This is a genomic window from Kitasatospora sp. NPDC059571, assembly GCF_042735675.1.
GTDB lineage: Bacteria > Actinomycetota > Actinomycetes > Streptomycetales > Streptomycetaceae > Kitasatospora.
Map to the genome: position 1 here is coordinate 1,576 of NZ_JBHWBW010000517.1, position 3,820 is coordinate 5,395.

The following is a 3,820-nucleotide window of genomic DNA, read 5'->3' on the forward strand; positions in this document are numbered from 1 at the left end:
TTAAAACACTCACCCCAAAAAAACTCTACACGCCCCTCTCTTGGTCTTTTTAGTTTTTTAATTCCTCCGGGTGGGGGCCGTCGCCGCCGCGGCGCCCCCGTCGTACTGAGGGTGGGTCAGGCGGTCATCGTGGGCCGCGAAGGGCTCAGAAGGCCTCTTCGGCGAGCTCCATGATCTCGTTGTCGACGGCCTCGGCGATCAGCCGCTGCGGCGCCGTGGTCGGCAGGACGTTGCGGGCGAAGAAGCGGGCCGCGGCGACCTTGCCCTGGTAGAAGGGGACGTCCTTCTCCGAGGCGCCGGCCTCCAGCTTGGCGAGCGCGACGGCGGCCTGGCGCAGCAGCAGCCAGCCGATCACCACGTCGCCGGAGACCATGAGCAGGCGGGTGGTGTTGAGGCCCACCTTGTACATGTTCTTGACGTCGTCCTGGACGGCGGTGAGGTCGGCGAGCAGCTTGCCGACGATGGCCTCCAGGTCGCCGGCGGCCTTGCCGAGCGCCTCGCGCTCGGCCGCGAGGGCGTCGCCGCCCTCACCGGTGGCGATGAACTTCTGGATCTGCTCGGAGACGGCGGTGAGCGCCTGGCCGCCGTCCTTCACGATCTTGCGGAAGAAGAAGTCCTGGCCCTGGATGGCCGTGGTGCCCTCGTAGAGGGTGTCGATCTTGGCGTCCCGGATGTACTGCTCGATCGGGTACTCCTGCAGGTAGCCGGAGCCGCCGAAGGTCTGCAGGGACTGCGCGAGCTGCTCGTAGGACTTCTCCGAGCCGTAGCCCTTGACGATCGGCAGGAGCAGGTCGTTCAGGCGCTCGGCGGCCTCGTCGGTCTCGCCGCGCAGGCGGGCGGCCAGCACGTCGTCCTGGACGGAGGCGGTGTAGAGGACCAGGGCGCGCATGCCCTCGGCGTACGCCTTCTGGGTCAGCAGCGAGCGGCGGACGTCCGGGTGGTGCGTGATGGTGACGCGCGGGGCGGTCTTGTCCAGGAAGTTGGCGATGTCGGCGCCCTGCACGCGCTCCTTGGCGTACTCCAGCGCGTTCAGGTAGCCGGTGGAGAGGGTGGCGATCGCCTTCGTGCCGACCATCATGCGGGCGAACTCGATGATCTTGAACATCTGGCGGATGCCGTCGACCTTCTCGCCGAGCAGCCAGCCCTTGGCGGGGTGCTTGGCGCCGAAGGTCATCTCGCAGGTGTTCGAGGCCTTGAGGCCCATCTTGTGCTCGACGTTGGTGGCGTAGGCGCCGTTGCGCTCGCCGAGCTCGCCGGTCTCCCAGTCGAAGTCGTACTTCGGCACGATGTAGAGGCCGAGGCCCTTGGTGCCCGGCTTGCCGCCCTCGGGGCGGGCCAGCACCAGGTGGATGATGTTGTCGGACATGTCGTGCTCACCGGAGGTGATGAAGCGCTTCACGCCCTCGATGTGCCAGGAGCCGTCCTCCTGCTTGATGGCCTTGGTGCGGCCGGCGCCCACGTCCGAGCCGGCGTCCGGCTCGGTCAGCACCATGGTGGCGCCCCAGAGGCCGTCGACCATGCGCTGGGCGACCTTCTGCTGCTCCTCGGTGCCCTCGTCGAAGACGACGCCGGCGAAGGCCGGGCCGGAGGAGTACATCCAGATGGCGGGGTTCGAGCCGAGCACCTGCTCCGCGTACGCCCAGACGAGGGAGGACGGGGTGACCTGGCCGCCGATGCCCTCCGGGATGCCCAGGCGCCACCACTCGGCGTCCATGAAGGCCTGGTAGCTCTTCTTGAAGGTCGCCGGGACCGGCGCGGTGTTGGTCTCCGGGTCGAAGACCGGCGGGGTGCGGTCGGTGTCCGCGAAGGAGGCGGCGAGCTCGTTCTCGGCGAGGCGGGAGATCTCGCTCAGGATGTTCTTCGCGGTCTCGACGTCCATGTCGGCGAACGGACCGGTGCCGTACACCTGCTCGCGGCCGAACACCTCGAACAGGTTGAACTCCACGTCGCGCAGGTTGGACTTGTAGTGACCCATGACCGTTTCTCCGGTTCGTCTGCTTCCGTGGGAACTCCCGTCGAGCACCCCACTTACCCACCAGTAAGCATCATGATGCTACCCGTTGGTAACTTGGGCAAGCCCTTGCAGGGCAAAGCCTTATGAACGTGGTCACGTCCCACAACCCGGAGCGGCGCCGCCTTGTGCACTCCGCCACCCCCGGCGAGGCCCCCCGGACCGCTAGCCTTGTCCCGTGTACGGCTACGAGCAGACCGCGTACCAGGACCCCTACCAGCAGCAGGCGGGGATGAACGGCATGCCCGGCCCCGGCCCGTACGGGGACCCGCAGCAGGGCGCGGCCCAGCAGCAGTCCCTCTACCCCGAGCCCTCGCCGCCGTCGCTCGCGGACGCCGTCCGCGCCTTCACCACCGGCTCGATGCCGGTGGAGGACTTCCAGGCGATCTTCATCACCTCCAAGGTGCACTGCCCGCGCGGCGACCGCCCGGGCTTCCTCGCCCTGCACAACACGCCGACCCCGGTGATCCCGATGTTCAGCTCGCTGAAGGAGCTGCGCCGCTACGCCGGCAAGGAGTCCAAGCACTTCAGCGTCACCGGCGCGGAGATCCTGGACCTGCTGCCGACCGGGTACGGGTTCGCGCTCGACATGGAGGGCGAGCACCGGATGGTGTTCGACGCCAAGGCGGTCGAGCAGATGGTCGACTTCACGATGCGCCGGATGTACGGCTAGGCCCAGGCCGGAACAAGGGGCCGGCCCGCGCTGTTGCACAGGCGCATAGTTCAATTTTCAACTTGCAGTTGGTTGAGGATTGAACTAATATCTCAGTCGTAGGCCACAGACTCCGAAGGAGGCCGACATGCCCGCCGTGACCGTCGAGAACCCGCTGACCCTCCCGCGCGTCGCCACCCCCGACCCCGCCACCGCGGTCGCCCGGCCGGTGCTGGCGGTGGCCACCGCCCCCGAGGGCTTCGAGGGCGAGGGCTTCCCCGTCCGCCGCGCCTTCGCCAAGATCAACACCAAGTTCCTCGACCCGTTCATCATGATGGACCAGATGGGCGAGGTGGAGTACGCCGCGGGCGAGCCCAAGGGCACCCCCTGGCACCCGCACCGCGGTTTCGAGACGGTCACCTACCTGATCGACGGCGAGTTCATCCACAAGGACTCGCACGGCGGCGGCGGCCACCTCGGCGGCGGCGACACCCAGTGGATGACCGCCGGCTCCGGCATCCTCCACATCGAGACCCCGCCGGAGTCGCTGGTGATGACCGGCGGCCTGTTCCACGGCATCCAGCTCTGGGTGAACCTCCCGGCCAGCGACAAGATGACGCAGCCGCGCTACCAGGACATCCACGGCGGCCACGTCAAGCTGCTCTCCACCCCGGACGGCGGCGCGGTGCTCCGGCTGATCGCCGGCGACCTGGACGGCCACACCGGCCCGGGCGCCACCCACACGCCGATCACCCTGATGCACGCCACGGTGACCCCCGGGGCGCAGCTGACCATTCCCTGGCGGCCGGACTTCAACGCCCTGGTCTACGTGCTCAACGGCGACGGCACGGTCGGCGCCGAGCGCCGGCCGGTGCACACCGGGCAGGCGGCCGTCTTCGGCGAGGGCGACACCCTCACCGTCGCGGCCGACGCCAAGCAGGACTCCCGGCACCCGAACCTGGACGTGATCATCCTGGGCGGGCAGCCGATCCGGGAGCCGGTGGCCTGGTACGGGCCGTTCGTCATGAACAGCCACCGCGAGCTGGAGCAGGCCATGAAGGACTTCCAGTCCGGTTCGTTCGGCCACCCGATCGACTGATCCGGGGGGCGGGGGGGCGCGGGGGCGCGGGGGGGCCGGCGGCGCGGCGGCGGGGGGT

3 protein-coding genes are annotated in these 3,820 nt (G+C 68.9%); 2 read left to right on the forward strand and 1 reads right to left on the reverse strand.

Annotation, left to right across the window (positions count from 1 at the left end):
- Window positions 1–145: 145 nt before the first annotated feature.
- The gene (locus ACFV0G_RS34420) at window positions 146–1,975 is read right to left on the reverse strand and encodes an acyl-CoA dehydrogenase (RefSeq protein WP_380556464.1); all 1,830 of its coding nucleotides are present in this window, start codon (window positions 1,973–1,975) and stop codon (window positions 146–148) included.
- A 214-nt stretch (window positions 1,976–2,189) separates the two neighbouring features.
- Between ACFV0G_RS34420 and ACFV0G_RS34425 the strand changes: the two genes are divergently transcribed.
- Entirely contained in the window at window positions 2,190–2,684 is a 495-nt protein-coding gene (locus ACFV0G_RS34425; RefSeq protein WP_380556466.1) for an SseB family protein, read from the forward strand.
- 127 nt (window positions 2,685–2,811) lie between these two features.
- Window positions 2,812–3,762 (forward strand): pirin family protein, encoded by a 951-nt coding sequence (locus ACFV0G_RS34430; RefSeq protein ID WP_380556468.1) that lies wholly within the window; start codon window positions 2,812–2,814, stop codon window positions 3,760–3,762.
- Window positions 3,763–3,820 lie beyond the last annotated feature (58 nt).